The sequence below is a fragment of the Vibrio sp. 1580 genome (genome assembly GCF_033340055.1).
In genome coordinates this window covers 241010-266525 of sequence record NZ_JAWOVT010000006.1, presented here as the reverse complement: position 1 = coordinate 266525, position 25516 = coordinate 241010, and the positions used below count along the sequence as shown (strand labels likewise).

21 protein-coding genes are annotated in these 25516 nt (G+C 45.9%); 10 read left to right on the top strand and 11 right to left on the bottom strand.

Annotated elements, in window-relative coordinates:
* Nucleotides 1-94: 94 nt before the first annotated feature.
* Nucleotides 95-754 carry a ribosome biogenesis GTP-binding protein YihA/YsxC gene (gene yihA, locus R7093_RS12220; protein WP_017635019.1) on the bottom strand — a complete coding sequence of 220 codons (660 nt, stop codon included), beginning with the start codon at nucleotides 752-754 and terminating at the stop codon, nucleotides 95-97.
* Nucleotides 755-913: 159 nt separating this feature from the next.
* Between yihA and R7093_RS12215 the strand changes: the two genes are divergently transcribed.
* The 5 genes from R7093_RS12215 to hemN all read left to right on the top strand — a co-directional run bounded on the left by R7093_RS12215 (nucleotide 914) and on the right by hemN (nucleotide 5622).
* Entirely contained in the window at nucleotides 914-1531 is a 618-nt protein-coding gene (locus R7093_RS12215; RefSeq protein ID WP_017821950.1) for a c-type cytochrome, read from the top strand.
* Nucleotides 1532-2369: 838 nt separating this feature from the next.
* Nucleotides 2370-3008, top strand: a complete 639-nt coding sequence (locus tag R7093_RS12210; RefSeq protein ID WP_017821951.1) for a class I SAM-dependent methyltransferase — start codon at nucleotides 2370-2372, stop codon at nucleotides 3006-3008.
* Nucleotides 3008-3550 carry a Der GTPase-activating protein YihI gene (gene yihI, locus R7093_RS12205; RefSeq protein WP_005379252.1) on the top strand — a complete coding sequence of 181 codons (543 nt, stop codon included), beginning with the start codon at nucleotides 3008-3010 and terminating at the stop codon, nucleotides 3548-3550. Before R7093_RS12210 ends, yihI begins: the two co-directional genes overlap by 1 nt.
* Nucleotides 3551-3557: 7 nt before the next feature.
* Nucleotides 3558-4046 carry a DUF2489 domain-containing protein gene (locus R7093_RS12200; protein WP_005379254.1) on the top strand — a complete coding sequence of 163 codons (489 nt, stop codon included), beginning with the start codon at nucleotides 3558-3560 and terminating at the stop codon, nucleotides 4044-4046.
* A gap of 184 nt (nucleotides 4047-4230) precedes the next feature.
* Complete coding sequence (gene hemN, locus R7093_RS12195; RefSeq protein ID WP_017821952.1) at nucleotides 4231-5622, top strand: oxygen-independent coproporphyrinogen III oxidase; 1392 nt, start codon at nucleotides 4231-4233, stop codon at nucleotides 5620-5622.
* Nucleotides 5623-5691: 69 nt separating this feature from the next.
* Here the strand turns inward: hemN and add are convergent, their stop codons facing one another.
* From add to glnA, 6 genes are all read right to left on the bottom strand, one after another.
* Nucleotides 5692-6696 (bottom strand): adenosine deaminase, encoded by a 1005-nt coding sequence (add, locus tag R7093_RS12190; protein ID WP_017821942.1) that lies wholly within the window; start codon nucleotides 6694-6696, stop codon nucleotides 5692-5694.
* A 147-nt stretch (nucleotides 6697-6843) separates the two neighbouring features.
* Entirely contained in the window at nucleotides 6844-9390 is a 2547-nt protein-coding gene (locus R7093_RS12185) for an EAL domain-containing protein (protein WP_149192284.1), read from the bottom strand.
* A gap of 102 nt (nucleotides 9391-9492) precedes the next feature.
* Nucleotides 9493-10896, bottom strand: a complete 1404-nt coding sequence (gene glnG, locus R7093_RS12180; RefSeq protein WP_005379267.1) for a nitrogen regulation protein NR(I) — start codon at nucleotides 10894-10896, stop codon at nucleotides 9493-9495.
* 57 nt (nucleotides 10897-10953) lie between these two features.
* Entirely contained in the window at nucleotides 10954-12000 is a 1047-nt protein-coding gene (glnL, locus tag R7093_RS12175; RefSeq protein WP_017821940.1) for a nitrogen regulation protein NR(II), read from the bottom strand.
* Between the two features lie 133 nt (nucleotides 12001-12133).
* Nucleotides 12134-12715, bottom strand: coding sequence for a DUF4124 domain-containing protein (locus R7093_RS12170; protein ID WP_170890695.1), 582 nt, complete (start codon nucleotides 12713-12715; stop codon nucleotides 12134-12136).
* Between the two features lie 196 nt (nucleotides 12716-12911).
* Nucleotides 12912-14321, bottom strand: coding sequence for a glutamate--ammonia ligase (gene glnA / locus R7093_RS12165; protein ID WP_005379275.1), 1410 nt, complete (start codon nucleotides 14319-14321; stop codon nucleotides 12912-12914).
* A 530-nt stretch (nucleotides 14322-14851) separates the two neighbouring features.
* On the opposite strand from glnA, the gene typA reads away from it, so the two are divergent.
* Together typA and R7093_RS12155 are read left to right on the top strand one after the other, a co-directional pair.
* Nucleotides 14852-16681 carry a translational GTPase TypA gene (gene typA, locus R7093_RS12160; RefSeq protein ID WP_005379276.1) on the top strand — a complete coding sequence of 610 codons (1830 nt, stop codon included), beginning with the start codon at nucleotides 14852-14854 and terminating at the stop codon, nucleotides 16679-16681.
* Between the two features lie 72 nt (nucleotides 16682-16753).
* Nucleotides 16754-17296 (top strand): AAA family ATPase, encoded by a 543-nt coding sequence (locus R7093_RS12155; RefSeq protein ID WP_031779018.1) that lies wholly within the window; start codon nucleotides 16754-16756, stop codon nucleotides 17294-17296.
* Nucleotides 17297-17327: 31 nt separating this feature from the next.
* Here the strand turns inward: R7093_RS12155 and R7093_RS12150 are convergent, their stop codons facing one another.
* Nucleotides 17328-17969, bottom strand: a complete 642-nt coding sequence (locus R7093_RS12150) for a DUF2959 domain-containing protein (RefSeq protein ID WP_005382972.1) — start codon at nucleotides 17967-17969, stop codon at nucleotides 17328-17330.
* Between the two features lie 34 nt (nucleotides 17970-18003).
* On the opposite strand from R7093_RS12150, the gene R7093_RS12145 reads away from it, so the two are divergent.
* From R7093_RS12145 to R7093_RS12135, 3 genes are all read left to right on the top strand, one after another.
* Nucleotides 18004-18948 carry a virulence factor BrkB family protein gene (locus R7093_RS12145; RefSeq protein WP_005379281.1) on the top strand — a complete coding sequence of 315 codons (945 nt, stop codon included), beginning with the start codon at nucleotides 18004-18006 and terminating at the stop codon, nucleotides 18946-18948.
* Entirely contained in the window at nucleotides 18920-19354 is a 435-nt protein-coding gene (gene dtd, locus R7093_RS12140) for a D-aminoacyl-tRNA deacylase (protein ID WP_005379282.1), read from the top strand. The genes R7093_RS12145 and dtd overlap by 29 nt, the downstream gene beginning before the upstream one ends.
* Before the next feature lie 106 nt (nucleotides 19355-19460).
* Nucleotides 19461-20378: a bifunctional GNAT family N-acetyltransferase/hotdog fold thioesterase gene (locus R7093_RS12135; protein WP_005379283.1), complete on the top strand. Its 918-nt coding sequence runs from the start codon at nucleotides 19461-19463 to the stop codon at nucleotides 20376-20378.
* Here the strand turns inward: R7093_RS12135 and R7093_RS12130 are convergent.
* The 3 genes from R7093_RS12130 to hslO form a co-directional block, all read right to left on the bottom strand.
* The gene (locus R7093_RS12130; RefSeq protein WP_005379285.1) at nucleotides 20364-22481 is read right to left on the bottom strand and encodes an AsmA family protein; all 2118 of its coding nucleotides are present in this window, start codon (nucleotides 22479-22481) and stop codon (nucleotides 20364-20366) included. The genes R7093_RS12135 and R7093_RS12130 overlap by 15 nt on opposite strands.
* 190 nt (nucleotides 22482-22671) lie before the next feature.
* Nucleotides 22672-24300 (bottom strand): phosphoenolpyruvate carboxykinase (ATP), encoded by a 1629-nt coding sequence (pckA, locus tag R7093_RS12125; protein ID WP_318146672.1) that lies wholly within the window; start codon nucleotides 24298-24300, stop codon nucleotides 22672-22674.
* A gap of 336 nt (nucleotides 24301-24636) precedes the next feature.
* The gene (gene hslO / locus R7093_RS12120) at nucleotides 24637-25512 is read right to left on the bottom strand and encodes an Hsp33 family molecular chaperone HslO (RefSeq protein ID WP_005379290.1); all 876 of its coding nucleotides are present in this window, start codon (nucleotides 25510-25512) and stop codon (nucleotides 24637-24639) included.
* Nucleotides 25513-25516: the final 4 nt, after the last annotated feature.

Here is a 25516-nt window from a genome sequence, read left to right as displayed (position 1 = left end):
GCGGGGATTTTTATTGCCTGTTATTTAGTTCAGATAAACAAAAGCCCCACCAAATGGCAGGGCCGTGTCGAAGAAATTTAACAAATATTGTTAATTATTCTTCATCGCTCGCAGGTATCTCTTGTTCGTCTTCTTCTATCAGGTGTGCTAGTGCTGGTGCAAACCAGGTATCCAGTTTTGCACGTAGCTGATCGACACCTAATCCTTTCAGTGAAGAGAACACATCAACAGAAACGTCACCACCGAAAGTTTCTACTTGCTTACGAACTTTCAGTAGAGTTTGTTTGCGTGCACCACTTTTTAGTTTATCTGCTTTGGTTAGCAAAACTTGCACAGGAATGTGGCTATCGATGGCCCAGAAAATCATTTGTTGGTCGAGATCTTTCATTGGATGACGAATGTCCATTAGAACCACTAAGCCTTTTAGGCACTCGCGTTTCTGTAGGTATTCACCCAAAGATTTCTGCCATTTGTTTTTCATCTCTACCGGTACTTGAGCAAAACCGTATCCAGGTAGATCGACAATGTGACAACCTTCTTCTACTTTGAAAAGGTTGATTAATTGCGTACGACCAGGTGTCTTTGATGTCTTGGCTAAGCTTTTTTGATTAGTTAGACGGTTAAGTGCACTCGATTTACCAGCGTTTGAGCGTCCTGCAAACGCAATTTCGACACCTTCGTCTTCCGGCAGGTGACGAATATCGGGTGCGCTGGTGATGAAATGCGTATTTTGGTAATGAATTTTTACGCTCACTGTTAACTCCATCTCGACTTTGTGTAGTCGATTGATTACTTTTTTGTGAAAATGTGTAAAATAACCGTGCTCGGCATAAGGTCGCCTATTGTACCATGAGTGTACGCGGTATGTTCACATTCCGTGGTACTGGAAGCTTGATAATTATAATGGAATGTCATGAATAAATTAGCGCTAATTTTGAGTCTTTTAGCCAGTTGCTCAGTATGGGCCCAAGGTAATATTGAGGCTGGTAAAGCAAAATCACAAACCTGTGTCGCCTGTCACGGAGCAGATGGCAACAGTGCAATAACAACGTACCCGAAACTCGCAGGCCAACACGCTAAGTATCTTGAGAAGCAGTTAAAAGAACTTAAGCTAGGCATGACAAGTGGTGGTAAACAAGGTCGTTACGATCCTGTAATGAGTGGTATGGCAATGCCACTGAGCGATGAAGATATCGCAGACCTATCTGCTTACTACGCTTCGCTACCAGTTTCAGAAAACTCAACACCTGAAGATGTAGTAGCAAAAGGCAAAACGCTTTATACCGCTGGTGATGCCGAGCGTGGCCTAACCGCATGTATTGCATGTCATGGTCCTCGTGGCAATGGTACTGAGCTTTCAGGTTTCCCGAAAATTTCTGGTCAGCATGCTGACTACATCAAAGCTCAGCTAGAAAAATTCCGTGATGGCGACCGTGGTAATGATATGAATGCCATGATGCGCGACATCGCGAAGAAAATGACAGACGAAGATATCGAAGTGCTGTCTAAATACGTTGGCGGTCTGCACTAATATACCTAAATCGCTCAAGAACCTGCATCTTGAGCTGGTTGGGTAGATGTCCCTACATCGTTCGAGCAACTTGTACAAAAATGCCCTAGTGAATCCACTAGGGCATTTTTGTTCGTGACAGATATCACAGTCGAGTTTGGATGCGAAAGCGATAGTTGGCTCGGCAGTTTGTGAGACATTTGCCATACTTGATGTTGGCTTTTTCTTGTTAGTGTTTTTAAGTTTTTGATTAAATGATAATTTTGATTTTTTAGAAAAATAGGCGGATTATTTTTTCAACCCATTACTTGTGAGCATAACGGGATGGCGTAAAGTAGAAGTCGTTCACAGGGAGTGAATGTAAGGATTTAAGACCACGGTTTAGGTCTCCAAGGATGTAGCTCGGATGCTTGGTGATTTAGAAAGGGATTTAGATAGGTAGGGAGCCTATCAGATAAGGATGGTCATCTCGTCTGACGGTTAAGACAGTGAAACGGATCAGGCACAGGAAGTTGCTCAGTAGACAGGAAGTAAACGGATAGCCAAAATTCATCAGGAAGATGAAAAACAACTCTTTTTGGCAGGGAAAGCTCTAAAAACAAAGGGATCATTGGTGCACCAAATGTGTGCAACACAGTTTCGCCAATTGATGGCACTTAGAAAGCGACAGTCTGACTGTCGCTTTTTTTATATCCGTTGACTTGCTCAGTCGTAACTTGAATTGATATTACTGCACTTATTTAGCTTTATAGGTTGTAAACAAAGTTTTTTAACAAAAATTGCTGAAAAAATACTCAACAACACTCCAATCCGAGTTCACTTTCTGGTATGTTTCGCATCCCTGTTTGAGGAAGTCAGCATGCATACCTGTCCTTTATGCCAAAATCAGCGCACTCACCATTATTTTGAAGATAAGCGTCGTGAATATCTTCAATGTGAGCAGTGCAGCTTGGTATTCGTAAATCCAGACCAACGTTTGGATGCGGAAAGCGAAAAAGCTCACTATGATTTGCATGAGAACAACCCCGATGATTTGGGTTACCGACGCTTTTTGTCGCGTATTACTGACCCGATCACAGAGCGAATTTCTCCACAATCAAATGGTATCGACTTTGGTTGTGGTCCTGGCCCAACGCTCTCCTTGATGCTGGAAGAGGCGGGGCACAACATGGCGTTGTACGATCTCTACTACCACCCTGATACGTCGGTTTTAGAAAAAACGTACGACTTCATGACAGCAACAGAGGTGATAGAGCACCTCTACCACCCAGATTTGGTGTGGAAGCAATGGTTGAATTTAGTTAAGCCAGGGGGCTGGATAGGCCTGATGACGAAAATGGTCATCGACGTGGAGGCTTTCAAATCATGGCATTATAAGAACGATCTCACTCACGTAGTGTTCTTTAGTCGTGACACGTTCCAGTTCCTAGCAGAGCGGGATAAGCTCGAACTCGAATTTATTGGTAATGATGTAATTTTACTGAGGAAACCCCAGTAATGAGCCGTAGTAAAAAATCTAGAAAACCGGGTGCCGCTGGTGCACCTGAGTTTGTTGTAACTCGTAACCGTACAGAATCTGATGTGGAAGGCCGCTTACGCAAGCGTGCTAAAAAGCGTAAAGGTCTGAAAACGGGTAACCGTAACTCAGAAGTTAACGAGCAGAAAAAGCAAGCTGCTGCACAAAATCGCGACCCGCGCTTAGGCAGCAAAAAGAAAATACCTCTGATTGTTGAACCTGCGAAGAAAATGACGAAGCAAGAGCGTCGTTTGTCGGCAGAGCAAGAACTAGAGATGCTAGAAAATGACGCGCAATTGAACGTGTTGCTAGACCGTATTGAAGCGGGTGAAAACCTGGGCACAGGTCTACAGAAATTCGTCGATGAGAAACTCGATCGCATTGAGAAGCTAATGGACCAACTAGGTTTGTTGGAACCTGAAGAAGAGGAAGACTTCACTGCACCTGCTGAGAAAAGCACGCGCAACGATGATGACTTGCTGGCAGATTTCGACGACATTAATTTCGACGACTATAAAGGATAATTAAGCTATGAATGTAACCTTATTAGCTATTGCTGGTGTTGTGATTATCATCGCACTCGCTTCTTATGCAGGTTACCTTCTGCTTCAATTGAAAAAGCAAAAGGAATTGCAGCTGAAGCATCAAAAATTGGCGATAGACAAACGTAACGCCAACATTTTTGAGAATGTGCATACCTTGTGTCAGGCGGGCATTCAAGGGCAGTGCGATTTATCTGAAATCAGTATCCGTGTGTATAACATCATGGATTATGTACAAGGTGAAGACCGCGTTGATTTCGATAAAACGTACCCTGCGATTTCTGAGCTTTACCACATAGTGAAAGATATGGCGCGTGGCGAAGAACGCCAACAACTTGCCAAGAAAGAGCGTATGCAACAGAACTTGACGCGTCATAAAGCGGAAAGCCGCCTCACTGATGCGATTATTGAGGAGCTCAAAGTGTTGCAGAAAAACGTCCAGCCACTGAATAATCAAATCAATATTCAGATGATTTAAGCGCGACCCCCAATAGTCTCCTTATGACTAATGGGGGTATCGTGATCACGCTAGCACTTCTTTAGTTTTATACTTAAAAAGCCAGTCGGCGTTGCCACGCTTGTCATCGTCGTATGGCAAAATAGCGGCTCTGAATATCGGGTGACGGCTTTCGTTGCCCTAGCATTTAACGGAAAGTACCACCATGTCGAATCAACACACTGAATCGAAACAGCAAATCGTCTGGGATCAAGCGGTATTGGATAAGTACAACTATTCCGGGCCTCGTTATACGTCGTACCCAACGGCGCTGGAGTTTCATGAAGCGTTCACCATTTCTGATTATGATATGGCATGCACTCAATACCCAGAACGCCCATTATCGCTGTACGTACACATTCCGTTCTGTCACAAGCTTTGTTACTACTGTGGATGTAATAAAGTCATTACACGCCATTCGCACAAAGCGGATGAATACCTCGACGTGCTTGAACACGAAATTCGTCAACGTGCTGCATTACTTGTTGGTCGCACCGTGACGCAATTGCATTTTGGTGGTGGTACACCGACGTTTCTCTCTGAAAAGCAAATCACGCGTGTAATGAGCCTGCTACGCCAAGAGTTTACTTTTAGTAGCGATGCTGAAATCAGTATCGAGGTTGACCCGCGTGAAATCGAGCTGACCATGCTGGATCATCTGCGTAGTGAAGGCTTCAATCGCTTGAGCATCGGTGTTCAGGACTTCAACAAAGAAGTGCAAAAGCTGGTGAATCGTGAGCAAGATGAAGAGTTCATCGTTGCGATGGTTGCGCGCGCAAAAGAGTTAGGCTTTCGTTCGACGAACCTAGATTTAATTTACGGTTTACCGAAGCAGACCAAAGAATCTTTTGCCAAGACTCTAGAACAAGTGCTAGAGATGCAGCCGGGCCGTCTATCCGTGTTTAACTACGCGCACATGCCACAGCTATTTGCAGCGCAGCGTAAGATTAAAGACGAAGACCTGCCAAAGGCAGAAGAGAAGATGGCGATTCTGCAAGACACCATCGCGACACTGACTGATGCTGGCTACCAATTTATCGGTATGGACCACTTTGCTTTGCCGGACGATGAACTTGCTGTTGCCCAGCGCGAAGGTATTTTGCATCGCAATTTCCAAGGCTACACCACACAAGGTGAATGTGACTTGGTTGGCTTTGGTGTTTCTGCAATCTCGATGATCGGCGATGCGTACGCGCAAAACCAGAAAGAGCTGAAGAAATACTACGCTCAAGTCAACGAACTTCGTCACGCTCTATGGAAAGGGGTCTCTCTGGACTCCGATGATTTGCTCCGTCGCGAAGTGATTAAGCAGCTGATTTGTAACTTCAAGTTAGACAAGAAAGCCATTGAGTCTGAGTTTAAAGTGAGGTTTGAACAGTACTTTAAAGAAGATTTGCAGCTACTTCAGACCTTTATTAACGATGAGCTGGTGGAAGTGGATGACAATGAAATTCGTGTGACGCTGCGAGGTCGTTTGTTGATCCGTAATATTTGTATGAGCTTCGATAAATACCTACGAGCAAAGGCACGTCAGCAACAGTTCTCTCGTGTTATTTAATCAGAGATACAGATTCAAGATATAAAAAATGCCAGCAGATGCTGGCATTTTTTTATGTTTTCGCTGGATTTAAGCGCGATCTTTTACTTTTTCTCTCAGTTCCGATTTTTCTGCTTCTGAAAGGAACGCAATCTCAAGGCCATTGATTTGCGCTTGGCGAATCTGGTCTTGGCTCAGGCCAGCGGCTGGTGCCGCTACTTCGTATTCGTATGGCAGTTCGATACCTTCAACCGCTGGATCGTCAGTGTTCAGACACGCAAGAACGCCATGCTCTAGGAACTGCTTGAGAGGGTGGTTTTCTAGCGTTTCTACCGTACTTGTTTGGTAGTTTGACGTCAGGCAAGATTCAATACCAATGCGGTTTTCTGCTAGGTAATCCATCAGTTTTGGATCGTGAATCGCTTTTACGCCGTGACCGATACGAGTTGCGCCCAGCTCATTGATTGCTTGCCACATGCTCTCTGCACCTGCTGCTTCACCAGCATGGACCGTTACCCCAAGGCCAGCATCGCGTACTTGCTTGAAGTGAGACACAAAGCGATCACCCGGTTGGCCTAGCTCGTCACCCGCAAGGTCGACGGCAACGATGTGATCTTTCTGGCTCAGAATGCCGTCCAGTTCTTGTTGACATGCGTCAGTGCCAAATGTGCGACTCATGATACCGATCAGGTTGGCTTTCACGCCAAAATCGCGCATACCCGCTTGCACACCGTCCACGACGGCTTCAACAACCCCCGTTACTGGTAGTTTGTGTTTCATCGCCATGTAGTAAGGAGAGAAACGCAGCTCTGCGTAATCGATTTGTGCGTTTAGCGCGTCTTCTACGTTTTCGTACGCGACACGACGACACGCATCTAGATCGCCCAGTACAGCAACACCCCAGTCGAGCTTAGAAAGGAAAGCAACAAGAGAGGGTTCCGCTTCGACAATTTGAACGTGAGGAGTGAGAGACTCAATATCGTACGCTGGTAGGGCAATGCCAAACTTTTGGCCTAGCTCAAGAATCGTTTTAGTACGAATGTTACCGTCGAGGTGACGGTGCAAATCAGTAAGAGGAAGGTTCTTCGTTATCATTTTGTCGATCCGGATAGTTATGAACTGGAACAGGGCCCAAACATCATCTGTGACAATACATGGGTAAGATTTGCAGTTAAGTATAAATAACAGTTGGGTAGATTGTCAGTAGAGGATGACTAGGAAATCAACGATTCTCGCTCTTTTCTACTTCATGTTCACCAAATGTGTTGGCCATTCTTCTAGTGGCATAGGGCGGCTGTAGTAGAAGCCTTGCACCTGATTACAGCCTAAAGAGCGCAGTAATTGTGCTTGATTGCTATCCTCGACACCTTCCGCGACGACATTAGTTTTGAGACCTGCTGTGATATTGATGACGGCAGCGACGACTGAACTGTTTAAGTTTTCTTGTGTGAGTTGATTGATGAAGGTGCGATCAATCTTCAAGCAGGTAAACGGCAGAGAGTGGAGGTAACCCAGTGATGAGTAGCCGGTGCCAAAGTCATCTATCGCGATACCAATACCCATTTCACGCAGTTTAGTCATATTTTCTAGTGTGGTCGGTGCGCTATCAATGATACGTGATTCTGTGATCTCTAGTGTGAGGTTACTTGCTGGTAATTTCGTGATATCCAATACGCTTGTCACCGTATCAACAAAACTTGGGCAAGATAGTTGATTAACGGAGATATTCACATGCAGTTGGAAGTCCGACGGCCACTGTTTGCTTTCGATCGCTTGGTAAGTGTCGCGACAAGCTTGTAACAGAATCTGTTGGCCGATGGCTTTGATCATGCCGCTTTCTTCCGCGATTGGGATAAAATCTAATGGTGACACCATACCTGAGTCGCTATGCCAACGCGCCAGTGCTTCGGCGCCACACACTGTGCCACTGACGAGATCCACAATCGGTTGGTAATGAGGAATAAACTCTCGGTTTTCAATGCCAGTTTGGATCTTGGTCAGCATTTGCGTACGAAACTTTGAAGCGCTCGCTAGTTCTGGGCTGTAGTGACAAACACCAGTCAGTGAGTCTTGTTTAGCGTAACTTAATGCGATGCTGGCGTTGCGTAACCATAAAGGCATGGTTTCGTTTGGCTGGGTTTGTACAATACCAAGTGAAATCTTCATCACTACATTCTCGCCTTCCACCATAAATGGGGTGGAAAAGAGTTGCTGTAATCGACGCTCGGTTTGTTTAATTTTGGTTTCAGTGTCGACATTTGAGAGAAACACCGCGAACTCATCACCACCAATCCGAGCCAATAATGCGTTGTCACGAAACTGCTGTTTTAGCCTTTCAGCGATGCTGACCAACAACTGGTCGCCGTTGTGATGACCCACACTGTCGTTGATATCTCTAAATTTGTTGATACCAAGTAAAAATAAACTGCCGTGACAAAGATGAGACTGATTTTCACAGATTTCGACCAAACCCTGACGGCTATATAAGCGTGTTAGAGAGTCATAAACTAACTGTTCACGCAATGCTTTGAATGAAGCTCTTAGATTGTTCGCCATTTCATTAAAAGCATGAACCAGTACGGTTGTCTCATACACATAACCAGGCTTTGGCATGCCGCTATCCCAATCCCCATTTGCCAGGTGCTGAGCGGCGGCGGCCGTCGCGTTAATTGGTCTGGTAACTCGGTTGAAAATGATCCAACTGATGGCGATCCCAAATAGGCTTACAATAATGCCAACGAGCCAACTCTCTTGCTGGCTTTTTGGTAACAGGCCGAGAAGCTCGGACTCCGAAATGGAGGTGCCGATAAACCATGTTAAGCCGTCTTGGTCTCGATACGGGGTTAGCCGACTGAAAATACGTTGGCCATCATGTTCAAATGAAAAAGTATAAGGTTGCTTGGTGTTGTTGAGATCGAAAGACCGGACGCGGCTCGCACTGATTTTGATGATCGGGTCTGCGTTTTCAGCGGCAAGCAAACGCTGCCCTTTATCCGAAAATTTTGTGCCCCATGAGATGACGCTTCCCGGGCCTGAGTGAGCGATTAAACGATGATCTGGGTCCATGATGTAGACCGACGCTTTAGTGTTGTATTTTAACTCGCGCAGGAATTCGTTGAATGTATTGATACGAATGTCTGTCACCAAAACACCAGCAAATTGGTCGTGTTTGTACACCGGCGTCATGGCTGATAGCGTAATATCCTGGCGTTCATCAGCATTGGTATAAATTTCAGACCAAGTGGCGTTTTGGCTCTCTGCAACGGGCTTATACCATGGGCGAGTGCGAGGATCGTATTGGGAGATAACCGTTCGAATGTTGTTACTCACATGGTTGGTTCCATAAATAACCAGATCACCATCGGTGTAGCGATCTTGCACCATTAAGGTGTAATCGTCGGAAAGCTCGCGGCGAAAGCCTGCAAAGTCGCCGTTTTCTGAACCAAATGCGATTACATCCAACTGCGGTATCGATTGGTAAAGATTTTTGAATGCACTCAGCAGGTAGTTTTGAATGTCTGAGGTATCGTGAGGGCGATAAAGGTTGTGATAGCTGACGTTGTGCGCGAGAGCCATAACCGCAGTAAAAGGCTTACGTAGATAGCTATTGAGGTGGTCGTGGACACTTTCGGTTAACACGGAAAGTTGCTTGTCACTGATATCCGTGACCACTTCTTCGTAACTTTGTTTTTGGACGTAGACAATGACACCGATCGCCAGTAAGAAGATCATGACAAATGGAATCAGAACAGCAGTACGCAGTGTAATTTGAGTCGTAGCAGTAGACATCGCCTAATCACATAGATGGTGGTGCGCCACAATTGTACTGATGTTTTTATTAATATCGAGTGACAAACGACGCTCGTTGTTAACGCACCACGTAAGTGATTGTCAGTACAATTCTTTTAATTTTCTGGTGAGTGTATTTCGCCCCCAGCCTAATACTTTAGCGGCATCTTGCTTATGACCTTTAGTGTGCTCTAAGGCTGCTTCTAATAAAATGCGTTCAAATTCTGGTAAAGCGTAAGAAAGTAGTTCTTTATCTCCTGCTGCGAGTGAATGCCGTGCCCAATCCGCCAATTGTTCTTGCCAACTACCATGTGCAGAGTCTGAAATGGATTTTTTCTCTTCGAGTAGTTCGCTTGGCAAGTCATTTGGTAACACTTCGCTACCACTGGCCATAACGGTTAACCAACGGCAAATATTCTCTAATTGACGAACGTTGCCAGGCCAATCAAGGCGGTTAAGAATCTCTACAGTCGACGGGTGGAGAGTTTTTGTTTCCACACCAAGCTCATCAGCCGCACGGATAAGAAAATGCTGTGTAAGCTTTTCAATGTCTTGCTTACGCTCACGCAGTGCCGGGATCTGCACGCGAATCACGTTTAAGCGATGAAAGAGGTCCTCACGGAAGTCACCTTCGTGCACCAGCTTTTCTAAGTTCTGGTGTGTTGCCGCGACAATTCGTACATCGACACTGATCGGAGAGTGACCGCCCACTCGATAAAACTGCCCGTCAGCTAGAACGCGTAGCAAACGAGTTTGAATGTCCAATGGCATGTCGCCGATTTCGTCTAAAAATAGAGTGCCGCCATTGGCTTGTTCGAATCGTCCTTGACGAACATTGTTTGCCCCCGTAAACGCGCCTTTTTCGTGGCCAAACAGTTCTGATTCAATCAAGTCTTTGGGAATTGCCGCCATATTGAGCGCAATGAAAGGTTTGTTAGCACGTGGACTGTGACGGTGCAGTGCATGAGCAACGAGTTCTTTACCCGTGCCCGATTCACCGTTAATCAAGACTGAAATAGAGGAGCGAGAAAGACGACCAATGGCGCGAAACACCTCTTGCATCGCTGGTGCTTCACCGATAATTTCAGGCGTTTCTGCTGGAATGTCTTCTGGAGAGAGCTGCTCGCGTTTGTTTTCGTGGCTGTGTGCAATGGCTCGTTCAACCAGAGTTAAAGTTTCATCAATATCAAAAGGTTTTGGTAAATATTCAAAAGCACCTTTTTGGTACGCATTCACTGCCGCATCTAAATCTGAATGCGCGGTCATGATAATCACGGGAAGGTCTGGGTAATCGCGCTGTACTTGCTTTAGTAGCTCCAACCCATCAATACCTGGCATGCGAATGTCTGATACTAGAACATCCGGCACTTCGCGTTCGAGCGCCATTAACACGCTTTCCCCATCGGCATAGGTTTCACATTTGATGTTGGCAGAGGAGAGCGTTTTCTCCATTACCCAGCGAATTGAACTGTCGTCATCAACGACCCAAACATATCCTTTACTCATGTAGTAATCCTTGCAGCAAACCGAAAAACTGACGCGACTTGAAGTCCATTAGCGCACTCAGATCGGCAGATAAATAGTAAATGTTGTGTGACCAGGCCAGCTTTCTACGTCTATTTTTCCATTGTGCTGGTCGATCAAATTTTGCGAAATAGATAGCCCTAATCCAGTTCCTCCCTCGCGGCCACTGACCATGGGATAGAACAGCGTGTCTTGTAGTTCCGGTGGAATACCTGGGCCGTTGTCTGTGATTTCGACACGAGCAGCGAGTTTACAGCGTTTGCCGTGAATATTGGCTTGATGCACCGTTCTGGTGCGAATGGTTATTTTCCCGTGCTCTTGATGGCTAAGAATTTGTGCGGCGTTGCTGACGATATTAAGCATTGCCTGCTCGATTTGGTCTGTATCCATCAAAATCTCTGGCAAGCTTGGGTCATAATCTCGTTCAATGATGATTGAGCGTTGTGACTCTAATTCAACCAGTTGGCGAACCTTTTCAAGAATTTGGTGCAGATTCTCTTGTGTCTTCTTACCTGGCTTCTGCGGTCCTAGTAATCGATCCACGAGCGCCCTTAAACGGTCTGCTTGCTCAATGATGATGTGTGTATATTCGGTGAGAGAGGGCTCTGGCAGCATTTTTTCTAACAATTGCGCCGCACCGCGTAAGCCGCCAAGCGGATTTTTGATCTCATGTGCAAGCCCTCGGACTAACAGCTTCGCCGCTTGTTGTTGGGCGTGTTGGTTCAGTTCTTGAGAGAGTCGGCGCTGCTGATCAATTTTGCGCATCTCGACCAGAAGCATTAACTGCTTTTGCCAAGTGATAGGGCTAACCGTCACCTCTAGCATTAAAGGGCGGCCATCAACAACGAAAGTGACGTCACTGTCGGTGATGCTTTGGCCACTTTGCAACGGTTGAGTGAGCAGCGCGAGATCCAGCGACGCATGCTGAATCAATTGAGAAAGTGATTGTTCAATAATTCGTTTGGCGCTTTGAGAAAACAGCAATTCGGCAGCCGGATTGGCATAACGGATGGCCAATCCATCATCAAGAATCAGCGTTGCTGTCACCATATTGTTGAGAATGGCACTAGGAAGACTGGTATCCACATTACGTCCTTGTTTTGCTTTAAGATTGTGCGATGCACAATAATGGTGCAATTGAACGTTAAGTATGGCGAATAAATCTTAGAAGAAAAAGTGAAAAGCATCGCTGTGATGTGATTTTTTTTCACCAGATATTCTATTTTGCCCCTTTTACGGTCGGCTTAACACTTGCTTTATGTAAATGCACCGTTATAGGGCTAGTAGATGCAATAAGCTTGCCGCTTCTTTTCGCGTGCACAGCAAGTGTGTGAGTGCCTCGGTCAATATTGTTTAACTGCCACACTATATGGTTTTGTGGTGCACCATAAGGTTTTCCATCGAGTAACAATTGCAATTGCTCACCGATACCAAGCTTGCGATTGGTTTCTAATTGAATATTGATGATGCCTCGATTACTGCGGATGGTCTCGTTGTGCTTGGGAGTCAGCATCGAGAGTTGTAATGGGAGAGGCTTCTCGGTTGTTTTCTCTGGCTTGTTTTGTGATGCAGTAGATGGCGTAGTCTGAGGTGCGAGCGATTCAGTACTTTCTACCTCAGGAGCTGGTGCGCTGGCTTCAAGGTTTGGCAGTGCGATCGCTTTTGCTCCTTTGTTTGGCGTATCACTAAAGTGAACCACGCCATTTTCATCTACCCACGTATACGCGACCTGCGCGAAGGCGATAGAGGCGATTAACAATCCGCTGAGTGCACACAGTGATGGAATAAGCTGAACTTTCATTGCTCACCTTCTCTTGTTCGATGATTTCACGTTTCAATGGCTTAGCTCTTTGACCTGTAAGGAAAAAATTCTAAGCGTATTTTTATTATCCCCTCATGTTAAACGTCGAAGCTTGACTGGCGAATACAAAAAAGGCCCGCCTGCGAGGCGAGCCTAATATTTTATTGCTGTGTTTACATTTTACACAGTGTCGACCTTACACAGAGTAGTAAAGTTCGAACTCAACAGGGTGAGTTGTCATGTTCACACGTTCTACGTCCTGAGACTTAAGGTCGATGTATGAATCGATGAAGTCGTCAGAGAATACGCCGCCCGCTGTTAAGAACTCACGATCAGCATCTAGCTCTGCTAGCGCGTCTTTTAGTGAGTATGCAACAGTTGGGATTTCTGCTGCTTCTTCAGCTGGAAGATCGTAAAGGTCTTTATCCATCGCTTCGCCTGGGTGGATCTTATTCTTGATACCGTCAAGACCAGCCATAAGCATTGCTGCGAAACATAGGTATGGGTTCGCCGCTGGGTCACCGAAACGAACTTCGATACGACGTGCTTTCGGGCTTGGTACCACTGGGATACGGATTGAAGCAGAGCGGTTACGCGCTGAGTAAGCTAGCATTACTGGTGCTTCGAAGCCTGGTACAAGACGTTTGTACGAGTTTGTTGATGGGTTAGCGAATGCGTTGATTGCACGAGCGTGTTTGATGATACCACCGATGTAGTAAAGCGCCATTTCAGATAGACCGCCGTACTTGTCACCAGCAAATAGGTTTACGCCATCTTTTGCTAGAGACTGGTGAACGTGCATACCGCTGCCGTTGTCGCCAACAAGTGGTTTAGGCATAAACGTCGCTGTTTTACCAAACGCGTGAGCAACGTTGTGTACAACGTACTTGTAGATTTGGATTTCGTCAGCTTTGGTTGTTAGCGTGTTGAAACGAGTTGCGATTTCGTTTTGACCCGCCGTTGCCACTTCGTGGTGGTGCGCTTCAACAACAAGACCCATTTCTTCCATTACTAGACACATAGCAGAACGGATGTCTTGAGATGAATCTACTGGAGCTACTGGGAAGTAACCACCTTTAACGCCTGGACGGTGACCTTTGTTACCTTCTTCGTAGTCAGAACCTGTGTTCCATGCCGCTTCTACGTCGTCGATTTTGAAGAAAGAGCCTGACATGTCTGTCGAGAACTTCACGTCATCAAATAGGAAGAATTCTGGCTCAGGACCGATAAGTACAGTATCTGCAACACCAGTAGAACGCATGAAGTCTTCAGCGCGTTTTGCGATAGAGCGTGGGTCACGGTCGTAGCCTTGCATTGTTGCAGGCTCTAAGATGTCACAACGGATATTTAGTGTTGCGTCTTCCGTGAATGGGTCAAGCACAGCAGAAGATGCGTCAGGCATCATTACCATGTCTGATTCGTTGATACCTTTCCAGCCAGCAACTGATGAACCATCGAACATTTTACCTTCTTCGAAGAAGTCTGCGTCGATTTGGTGAGCAGGGATCGAAATGTGCTGCTCTTTACCTTTTGTATCAGTGAAGCGTAGGTCAACAAACTTAACTTCGTTTTCTTGGATCAGCGATAGAACGTTTTCTACTGACATCTTGGATAACCTCCAGTGTTAATAAGCGGTAAAAGCTCGATTTATGAATTATTCATGAAACCTGGCATTGATTAATCAATTTGACTTTTCATTAATCGATGCTGTTTTAACTAAAGCCAAAACCGTGCCAAAAAAAATATTCCATTAATTTCAAGCAATTGTGTTTTTGAATGCTAGTTTGGTGCACTTGCTTGCACCAAAATGATCTTTGCTTGCACTATTATGGTGCTAAAAATCATTGTTGCACCATAATGTGACAGGTACATTGCGTATTCAGCCCAGTTTTTGAGCAAGAGTCAATTTGAATTATGCATCGATTGGAATAAAGTTGCGTTTAATCAATTCGTTCTGAGGAAGAAAATGGGCATTAAGCGTAAAAATCGCAGAAATGCTCGGGAGTAGATCACATATTTCTAGGCTTTTTGCTAAAATCTGGTACATTATGGCCGTTTTTTTAATCAGCAAATGTCGCCAGAGAGCACCCGTTCTCAGCGTGGGGGCATTTCATCTATCTAAGTGAATCAATATCCATGGCTACTCCACAGATTGATAAATTAAGAAATATCGCGATCATCGCGCACGTTGACCACGGTAAAACCACGTTGGTTGACAAGCTGCTACAACAATCAGGCACGCTTGAGTCTCGCGGTGAAGCTGAAGAGCGAGTCATGGACTCGAACGACATCGAGAAAGAGCGCGGTATTACCATTCTTGCTAAAAACACAGCAATCGACTGGAACGATTACCGTATCAACATCGTAGATACTCCGGGACACGCGGACTTCGGTGGTGAAGTTGAGCGTATCATGTCGATGGTAGACTCTGTACTACTTATCGTTGACGCAGTTGATGGTCCAATGCCTCAAACGCGTTTCGTAACACAAAAAGCGTTTGCTCACGGTCTAAAACCAATCGTTGTAATCAACAAGATTGACCGCCCTGGCGCACGTCCTGATTGGGTTATGGACCAAGTGTTCGACCTGTTCGACAACCTAGGTGCAACTGATGACCAGCTAGACTTTAAAGTAGTTTACGCATCAGCACTTAACGGTTGGGCTTCTCTAGAAGAAGGCGAAACTGGCGAGAACATGGAACCACTATTCCAAACTATCGTTGATGTTGTTGACGCGCCAAATGTTGACCTTGATGGTCCACTACAGATGCAAGTTTCTCAGCTAGACTACAGCTCTTACGTTGGTGTTATCGGCGTGGCTCGCGTAACTCGTGGTAGCGTTAAACCAAACCAGCAGGTAACCATTATTGGTGCTGACGGTAAAACTCGCAACGGTAAAGTGGGTACAGTAATGGGCTACCTTGGCCTAGAGCGTCACGAAGTGGAACAAGCTAACGCGGGTGATATCATCGCAATCACTGGTCTTGGCGAGCTGAAAATTTCTGACACTATCTGTGCACAAAACGCAGTAGAAGCATTACCACCATTGTCTGTTGATGAACCAACAGTAACGATGACGTTCCAAGTAAACACGTCCCCATTCGCGGGTAAAGAAGGTAAGTTCGTAACGTCACGTAACATCCTTGAGCGTCTTGAGAAGGAACTGGTACACAACGTTGCACTACGCGTTGAGCAAACAGACGATCCAGATAAATTCCGCGTATCAGGTCGTGGTGAACTTCACCTTTCTATCCTGATCGAAAACATGCGTCGTGAAGGCTTCGAGCTTGCGGTATCTCGTCCAGAAGTAATCATCAAAGAAGAAGATGGTCAGTTGATGGAACCGTTCGAAACGGTAACTATCGACGTAATGGAAGAGCACCAAGGCGGCATCATGGAGAACATCGGCCTACGTAAAGGTGAGCTGAAAGACATGTCTCCAGACGGTAAAGGTCGTGTGCGTATGGACTTCGTTATGCCATCACGTGGTCTGATCGGTTTTCAAACGGAATTCATGACACTGACTTCAGGTTCAGGTCTTCTTTACCATACGTTTGATCACTACGGCCCTCACAAAGGCGGTAACATCGGTCAACGTGTAAACGGTGTACTAATCGCGAACGCGATGGGTAAAGCGCTAACTAACGCACTGTTCAACCTTCAAGAGCGTGGTCGTCTATTTATCGGTCACGGTGTTGAAGTTTACGAAGGTATGGTTATCGGTATTCACAGCCGTGACAACGACCTAACGGTAAACGCACTGAAAGGTAAGCAGCTAACCAACGTTCGTGCATCTGGTACAGATGACGCACAGGTTCTTACTCCGCCTATCAAGATGACTCTTGAGCAAGCACTAGAATTCATCGATGACGACGAGCTAGTAGAAGTAACGCCTGAAAGCATCCGTATCCGTAAGAAGTTCCTAACGGAAAGCGACCGTAAGCGTGCTTCTCGTGGCGCGAAATAATTTTCGTTAAGCGATTCAATTAAGAAGAAGCCTCGAGTTATGCTCGGGGCTTTTTGTTTTCTGGAGTTGAATATGAACCCGATTATTATCACCGGTGGGCCTGGTGCGGGAAAAACAACACTGCTGAATGCGCTAGACGCGTGTGGTTATGCCACGTTTCCTGAAGGGTCTCGCGACTTGATTGAGCAGCAAAGCCAGTTAGAAAATGGTATTTTGCCGTGGACGAATTTACCTGAGTTTGCCAAGTTATGCCTTGGGTTGATGGACAAACAAAAGAGTGATGCGCGTTGTCATGATGTTGCGTTTGTTGATCGCGCCATCCCCGACATCATTGCATACCTACAAGTGGGCGGCTGTAAGGTTGACCAAGCTTTCTTAACCGAAAGCGCTGGGTACCATAGTCAGGTGTTTACTTGTCGACCTGAAGCATCCATTTACGTACAAGATGAAGTGCGTCCGCACAGCTTTGAAGAAGCATTGGAGATTCATCAGTCGTTAGTGAGTGTCTATACTGAGTTGGGTTATGAAGTGGTAGAAGTGCCATGGGGAACTGTACCAGAGAGGGTAGGCTTTGTTCGAAGAGTCATCGGTTTACTCGGTGAGGTCGCCGACTAAAACCTCCTCACTAGGAGGAGGTCTAAATCATTTACTTTTGATTGAGCTTTTGTAGGAATTTATCGGACTCTGCAATCGCTTCGTTCATTTGTTTGATCGCAAACTGAATGTCTTTCTCTAAGCTAGAGAACTCACCTTGCAAAGAACCAATCGCACTGGCGTTAAGGTTGTGTTTTAAGTACAACGTGTTGTCACGCAGCGTGTCCAGTACCGGTGTCATCTTTTTCTCTGCACGCTTCATAGCGCTAAGCATGGTTTTGTACGAGGCTTTGGTTTCACGTAGTTTTTGCTCGCTTGAACGACGCAGTTTCGCACTCGAGTACAGCTCTAGCTCATCTTGCCACTCATCAAACAGTGCGCCGGATACGTCTTCAATCGCAGCAATACGGTCACGTACGTCTTGCGCCGCTTTTTCGCTATCTTCGTATTTGTCATTGATGTTGTTGTAGACATTTTCTAGCTCACCACCATCAAAGTTGGTGATCGCAGACAAGGCTTCAAGTGCACTGGTGAATTCTTCTTGTGCATCTTGTTGAGATTCTTTGGCATCTTCGACGCGGTCGACCATAATATCTCGTTTATGATACCCAACCTGCTCCATTGCTGAGTAATAAGCAGATTGACACCCTGTTAAAGTGAAAATTGATAGTACAATTGCTAATAAATAAGGCATTCTTATGTCCTCGGCGCTAATTATGGGATGAACTATGAACCAGTTATCAGAGAGTTACAAGGCGAGATTAATCAATCTACTGCCAAGTTGCGTCGCGTTTTTTAAGTATCTTCTTAAGCGATTAACGCATGACCGTGTGAATGTGAACGCGGGCTATCTTGCCTACATTACCTTGTTATCCATCGTGCCAATGCTGACGGTATTGTTATCAATATTGTCGAAATTTCCCGTTTTTGCGAACGTTGGTGAGGTGCTGCAAGGCTACATTATTGAGAATTTTGTGCCAGCTTCTGGAGAAGCTGTACATACGGCATTACAGGAATTTGTGGCGAATACGGGCAAAATGAGCGCGGTTGGCGGTGGGTTTTTATTCATCGCAGCGGTCATGCTGATTTCCAACATTGATAAGAACTTAAACTACATTTGGCGAGTTAAAGACAAGCGCCGTTTAGTCTTTTCATTCTCTATGTATTGGATGGTACTCACGTTAGGGCCGATCATGGTCGGTGCGAGTATTGCGGCGACGTCGTACGTGACTTCGCTGCAAATTTTAGAGAACGAGACATTATCTGGTGCGTTTAATTTATTTCTGCGTTGGCTACCGTTGTTGCTGTCCTTTTTTGCTTTTCTTGGCTTGTATATTCTAGTGCCGAATAAAAAAGTACACCTCGCTCATGGTGCCATGGGGGCAGCAGTCGCCGCGATACTGTTCGAGTTGAGTAAAAAAGGCTTTGCGCTTTACATCACTCAGTTTCCGTCTTATCAGCTCATCTACGGCGCGTTAGCGGCGATTCCTATCTTATTTGTTTGGGTGTATTTATGCTGGATGATCGTGTTATTGGGGGCGGAAGTTACGGCTGCGCTTGGTGAGCGAGAGCACTGGAGTGAAGATTTAGACATGATACACTCGACCGCTGAATCTCAGTTAACAGATGAAGGAAGCGAGAGTAGTGATAGCGCTAATTCAACGAGTCAGTGAAGCAGCCGTCCGTGTGGATGGTGAAGTCGTAGGAGAAATTGATCGTGGTCTGCTGGTCTTATTGGGCGTAGAGAAGGACGACGATGAAGCTAAAGCAAAGCGTTTAATGGAGCGTGTTACAACCTACCGTGTGTTCGAAGATGACGAAGGCAAGATGAACCTAAACGTTAAACAGGTGGAAGGTAAAGTGCTGGTGGTTTCTCAATTTACGCTGCCTGCGGATACAAAAAAAGGCACGCGAGCTGGCTTTTCTCGCGGTGCGCATCCTGTTGATGCAGAGCGCTTGTATGATTACTTTTCTGACTTGTGTGAAGAAGTCTTACCCACACAGCGTGGCCGCTTCGCTGCCGATATGAAAGTGTCTTTGGTGAATGACGGTCCAGTGACGTTTTGGTTGCAGGTCTAATCTGGTAACACAGGCGCCATAGTCTAAGCTTTAACTCCAAGATCATGGAATTGGCTTGGAGTAATTTTTCCGACACTGATTAGTGTTGTGCTTTCAAAGGATTGATATGTTCAAACTCATTACTCCCAAAACCGATAATCAGATAAACAAGTATTATCAGTTTCGCTGGCAACTGCTTCGTGAGCCATGGCGTATGCCGATCGGCTCAGAGCGCGATGAATACGACGAAATGAGCCATCACCGCATGATTGTTGATGGTCGAGGTCGTCCTATGGCGATTGGCCGTTTATACATTACACCGGATAATGATGGCCAGATCCGCTACATGGCGGTTAAAAATAATCGCCGTAGCAAAGGAATGGGTTCGCTGGTTTTGGTTGCACTAGAGTCGTTAGCGCGCCAAGAAGGAGCGAAACGCTTGGTGTGTAATGCCCGTGAAGATGCCATCGCCTTTTATGAAAAAAATGGCTTTGAGCGTCGAGGCGAGCTAACCGATGAGCGTGGCCCTGTGCGCCATCAGCAAATGGTGAAGCAACTGGATCCGATGGCCAATGTGTTACGTCGCCCTGAATGGTGTACTGAGCTTCAACAGCGCTGGGAGCAACAAATCCCAATTAGCGACAAAATGGGGATCAAAATTAATCAGTACACGGGTTACCAGTTTGAATGCTGTGCGCAGCTTAATCCTAACCTTAATCCGCATAACACCATGTTCGCCGGGTCAGCTTTTACCTTAGCAACCTTGACAGGGTGGGGGATGACGTGGCTGCTGCTTAAAGAGCGTGGGTTGCACGGTGATATTGTGTTGGCCGACAGCTCTATTCGTTATCGTCAACCAGTCGAACAAAACCCCGTGGCGAGTACTTCGTTGGATGGGATCAGTGGTGACCTAGACCGATTGGAGTCGGGACGCAAAGCACGCATCGTTATTCACGTAGTGATTTATAGTGGTGACACGCCAGCTGTGGATTTTGTCGGTACCTATATGCTGATACCGAACTACTCGCAGTTACTCAGTTGCTGATGGGGTAAGCGCCGACTGATCTGCTGGGCGCTTATCTGTTTCACCTTCTTGCTCTGTCGGTGAGAGGGTTTGTTCTGCTGCGGAATTCGTGTCGGGTACTTCATCTTCTTCGATAACTTCTTCGTAAAGCTCTTCCTCTTGAGTCTCCAAATTGATGTTATCAATTACGATTGGCTGCTCGATGGAAGGTTCATTTTTCTGTGGAGTCTCAATATCAGTAGGCTCGGCCAGTTTTGATGCGTTCACGCACTCATTACGGTGGGTTTCGCCACTTAGTAGATCGCCTTCAATGTTTCCGCACGACTCTTCCAATTGATAAGTAATGCCACTTAGCGGGTTGTTGGCCATATCAAATGTTCCCCAAACCTTACCACTTATGGCTTTTCCTGAGATGGTGACCGGCGTTATGGCAACTTCCCCTCGTTGCGCGCTTAAACGCAGTGGACTTAAGGTAATGGCTTTGAGCGAATGATCCGCTTGGGACTTCAAGCGGGTATCTCGGAGATTGGCTTCCACTTCACCCGATAAGCTGTAGGCCAGCATGTTGCGATCACCTGATAACCCTTGTAGATCGAGGCTGAGATCGGAAAAACCATCAATAGCCAGTGTGTCGGGTAAAAAATAATCGTGGAAGAGCGATAAGGGAATACCATCAGCATTGACGTTGAGCGCCCAAGGTTGGCTCGGGGTACTCAAATCTATTTGTCCGATGCCTTCTACGTAGCCTTGCTCGAGTGGCGCAAAAAGGCGAGTCAATTGCCAAAAGCCATCTTTGCTTTGCATGGCAAGTGCTGCGTGAGACGTGAGTATTTGGTCATAGCTGGCGTTGACAACGCTGACTTCCAATTCGCCTTGCCAAAGGCCCCAACGTTGAGCAGACTGTTTAATATCAAGCTGTTGCCCTTCGATATTTAAACCGGAAAGTTGCCAATAAGGTTCGTGAGATAGCTGGATAATTTGGCTGCGCTCAATGTCGAGTCGTTCGATTGCAACATGCTCTAACTCGCTGGTGGCGGCGTGCCACCAATTTAGGTTGTCTTCTGGCTGTGTTGCCCACTTGAGGCCTTGAATAGAGGCTTCTTTGAGCTTCCATTGTGTTGGCGTGAACAATCCAGAAACTTGCACTCGACCTTGCTGCCAATCTAAGCTGAGCTCGTTGAGCTGGATTACTCCTGGCTCGATAGCGGCACTCAAACGTGGCTCTATTGCGGTTTGCTGCTGGAATCGAACGCTATCCGCCTGCAATGACACTTGAGCTTTTGTCTTCCAGAGAGACAGTGGCAGCGTGGCGTTTTCCACAGAAAGATCCAAGTTCTGCCAGTGCCAGTCGCCCCATTCAATATCGGCGTTAAGCAAATCTAAGCTATTAATATGATTAATGCTAAATGGTAGATCGTGCCAAGGTTTTGCAAGCAGTGATTGGCGCTGCGTATTACTCAGTTTCAGCTTGTTGATGGTCACATTTACTAAAGACCAGCCTTGAGGATACTGCTCCCCTTGCCCAGATATTTGACTGTTACGCCAGTTAAAAGAGGTGCCATAAAGCGTACTGTCTTGCGGTTTGTAGTCTATATCGACTAAGACTTGATTAAAGGCTTCGCCATTCCAATAGAGTTGGTCAGCTGCAAGTTGAACTTCGCCATATGGTATTAAATGACCATTCCATTGTGGTGATTGAATTTGAAGGTCAATGCCATTGGCAGAGAACTGCTCGTCGGCGTAATCAATATTTTTGAGCGCGATTTGATGGAATAAAACGTTGTCTAAAGGTGGGAGCTTTGGTGCGCCATACTGCAAGCTCATACCATCAATCAATAAACTATCAACGATCCATTTACCATCGCGATAAACATCGGGATTCATCCATAAATCGACTTGCTCGATGTAAGACGCATCGTCTCCGCTGGTGTTCACGCGTTGTAAAGTTAGGTGATAGGGAAAGCCATAACGCACGCTTCCGGCCCGGAAGGGAAGAGAAAAGGTGTTTGACAGCAAGCGCCAGGTTGCGTCCGCGTAAGATGTTGTTAGCAGCGCAATCGTAGCGGCTGGAATGGCAACTAAGATAACCAGTAACAGAAGTAGAACTCGACGCGCTGTTTTCATCTTTGCTAGAACCTACGTGTGTTATGAAATAAAACTAGATAGGCTTTAGCTTGTATCAATATTCTGTGGTATTCAATAAAAAGCCCCTCAAAAGAGGGGCTTGAAGCAATTTTTGTAACTTGGCCTACGTAAAGGTGATAAGTTAATGCCAACTTTTCACTGCGTTTACGCGACGTCGCTGTTACTCGATTTAATCAATCTGAGGACCAGCCGCAACCAGAGATTTACCTTCAGCGTTGTCTGTGTACTTATCAAAGTTATTGATAAAGCGCGCTGCTAAATCTTTCGCTTTGCTTTCCCACTGAAGTGGGTCAACGTACGTGTCGCGAGGGTCTAGAATGCTAGGATCCACACCTGGTAGTGACATTGGTACTTCAAGGTTGAAGATTGGAATGTGCTTAGTTGGTGCTTCTTCAATCGAACCATCAAGAATGGCATCAATAATTCCGCGTGTATCTTGAATAGAGATACGTTTGCCAGTGCCGTTCCAACCAGTATTCACTAGGTAAGCCTCAGCGCCCGCTGCTTCCATGCGTTTTACCAGTACTTCCGCGTATTTTGTTGGGTGGAGCGTTAGGAACGCCGCGCCGAAACAAGCAGAGAAAGTTGGTGTTGGCTCAGTAATACCGCGCTCTGTTCCCGCTAGTTTGGCGGTAAAGCCAGACAGGAAGTGGTACTTAGTTTGCTCAGGTGTCAATTTAGATACTGGAGGCAGTACGCCAAATGCATCGGCTGATAGGAAGATCACTTTATTCGCGTGACCGCCTTTTGATACTGGTTTAACGATATTATCGATATGGTAGATAGGGTAAGAAACACGTGTGTTTTCTGTTTTCGAACCATCATCAAAATCGATAGAGCCATCGCCACGTACTGTTACGTTTTCTAGCAGTGCATCACGACGAATTGCGTTGTAGATGTCCGGCTCCGCTTCTTTCGAAAGTTTGATGGTTTTTGCGTAACAACCACCTTCGAAGTTGAAGACACCGTCATCATCCCAGCCGTGCTCATCATCACCAATTAGCGCACGTTTAGGATCAGTCGACAGGGTCGTTTTACCCGTACCAGATAGACCGAAGAATACCGCTACATCGCCATCTTTGCCCATGTTAGCGCTACAGTGCATTGATGCGATGTCTTTTAGTGGAAGGAAGTAGTTCATCATGGCGAACATACCTTTCTTCATTTCACCGCCGTACCAAGTACCACCGATAAGTTGCATGCGCTCGGTTAGGTTAAATACGGTGAAGTTTTCTGAGTTCAGGCCTTGCTCTTCCCATTTTGGATTAGTGCATTTTGCGCCATTCATTACTACGAAGTCTGGTTCAAATATCGCTAACTCTTCTTCCGTCGGGCGAATAAACATGTTTTTAACGAAGTGCGCTTGCCATGCGACTTCTGTGATAACACGAATGCTCAAACGTGTATCTGGGTTTGCACCACAGTAACCGTCAACAACAAACAAGCGTTTGTTAGAAAGCTGGTTTGTGACCAGTTCTTTTAGCTCGTCCCACACTTCAGGAGTGATTGGTTTGTTATCATTTTTCACTTGATCAGACGTCCACCACATATGTTCTTCTGTCGTAGCGTCTTTGACGATATATTTATCTTTTGGTGAGCGACCAGTAAAGATGCCAGTGTCAACGGCAACCGCACCTAGTTCAGTAACCACGCCGCGCTCATAACCGGTTAGGTCTTCACGCGTTTCTTCCTCAAACAACATTTCGTAGCTTGGGTTGCGAATAACCTCTTTTACGTTATGCAGTCCGTGCTTGGTTAGATCAAGTGTTGCAGCCTTAGTATGTTCCATAACGGTCATAGGTGCTCCTTATAAGGATTTTGTAGGGATTTTGTAAGAATGTTTTAATTTTAATCTGCTCACCATGCTAGCAACGGGGCGGGGAGAAAACAGGGAGATAGCTCAAAATTTACCCATGATTTCAATAAGGTTTTAGGTAACCCGTCACATATTGGTGGGAATAGTCTATCGTGCACGCAATCCTTTGCGCTAGGGCAAAATCATTATTAATTGTTTAAAATTAAGCAGTTGTTTTATTACGCTTGAGGCTAGTTATTACGAGGGGTTGATCACAAAAAGGCCAGCATTAAGCTGGCCTTTTGTAGGGTAAATTACGTGCTTGATAAGCTATGTAAATTAATGCAGGGTTTTCTTGTCCGTAGAAGCTTGTGCATACAGTTCAGTGACTTCAGATTCGTCGAACGTATAAGTTGTGCCACAGTAATCACAATGTAAAGAAACTGATCCAACTTCTGCCAAAATGTCATAAATTTCAGCTTTCTCAACGGTGATGATTGCGGCACCGCTACGCTCACGAGAACAGCCACAATGGAACTCGACAGGTTGCGGCTCGTACAGACGTACTTTGTCTTGGTTATATAGTCGATACAATAACTCGTTCGCTTCTAAACCAAACAATTCTTCATCTTTTACTGTATCAGTGAGCTGCTCTAGATGTTCGAAATCATCTGGAGAGCCAGTGCCGTCAGGGATCACTTGAATCAACATACCTGCTGCGTGTGCTTTGCCTTCATGCTCACCAGTGCGGATCCATAGGCGCGTTTTTAACTGCTCTGAGTTTGCAAAGTAGCCTTCTAGCACTTCTGCTAAAGTGTCACCTTCTAGTCCAACGACGCCTTGGTAACGCTCGCCGTTTTTCGGTTCGATGGTGATCACAAGGTAGCCCTTACCCATTAGATCGTGAATATTTGCGTCATCGGCAACATCGCCTTCCCAGCGAGCTACGCCACGAACACGTTGGTTATGGTCACCGTTGATAACGGCAAGAGACACAGGACCATCGCCTTGTAGCTGGATGGTGATCGAACCTTCGAACTTAAGAGTGGCAGTTAAAAGAGTAGTTGAAACGAGTAGCTCACCCAGCAGTTTCTCTATTGCTGCCGGATATTCCTTGCTGGAGATAACACGTTGGTACGCTTCATCCAATTGTACCAACTCGCCACGTACTGAAAGATCTTCGAATAGGTAGCGGTTTAAAACATTATTTGCCATGGAG